The 972-nt window shown below is 40.5% G+C and carries 1 protein-coding gene; it reads left to right on the plus strand.

From position 1 onward, the window contains the following. Positions 1-972, plus strand: a 972-nt coding sequence (locus A3SG_RS0118410; RefSeq protein ID WP_016991452.1) for a transposase, incomplete at both ends; no start/stop codon positions are given.

Consider the following 972-nt stretch of genomic DNA (forward strand, 5'->3'; position numbering starts at 1 on the left):
CCAACTTCCGCTTTTTGCCTCATCCATAGATGAAGCTATAGCTCAAGACAACGAAATTAGGCTCATTGACCTTTTTGTTGATACTTTAAAACTCCCTGATTTTGGTTTCGCTTTCGAATTTGTCGAAAACGGTCGGCCCGCCTATCACCCTTCAGATTTACTCAAGCTTTTTATTTATGGTTACTTGAACCGCATGCGATCGTCTCGGACTCTTGAAAAAGAATGCGTTAGAAACATGGAACTTATCTGGCTGATGAAAGGACTCGTTCCAGATCACAATACCATCGCTAACTTTAGAAAGGACAATCCCAAAGCTATTGCGCGTGTTTTTAGAGCAACCGTGAAAATGGCTTCGCATTTTGAACTCATTGGTGGCAGCCTTGTGGCGGGTGATAGTACCAAACTCAGGGCACAAAACTCCAAGAAAAACAATTTTAATCCCGCTAAAATTGAACGTCATATTGCTTATATCGATGCTCGATTAGAAGAATACAATGGGGCTTTAGCCAAAGAAGATGGGGATGAAATTCAAAAAAAAGATATTGAAAAGAAAATAAAAAAACACCGTTCGCAAAAGATAAAATACCAACAATTTCAGAAAGAAATCGACGAAAAAGGTATCACTCAGATCTCAACCTCAGACCCCGATTCCCGCCAAATCATGACGCGCAACAACATCTCTGAAGTCGCTTATAATGTGCAAACTGTAGTGGACGCTTTACATAATATCCCGATTGATTTTAAGGTAACCAATGAAAATGATTCAAAAGCCATGGGCGGCATGCTGCGCCGAAGCAAAACTATTTTGGGACACAACAACTTCACCGCCATTTATGACAAAGGGTATCATACCGGAAGTGAATTTGCTTATGCTCATAAACTTGGTATCGCTGTTCTAGTAGCCATTCCTGGAGTGGCTGCACATGCACCGGATCTTGCTTTTGATGTAGAACATTTTAAATACAATAAGAC

Source organism: Flavobacterium sp. ACAM 123, from assembly GCF_000264055.1.
Lineage (GTDB): Bacteria > Bacteroidota > Bacteroidia > Flavobacteriales > Flavobacteriaceae > Flavobacterium.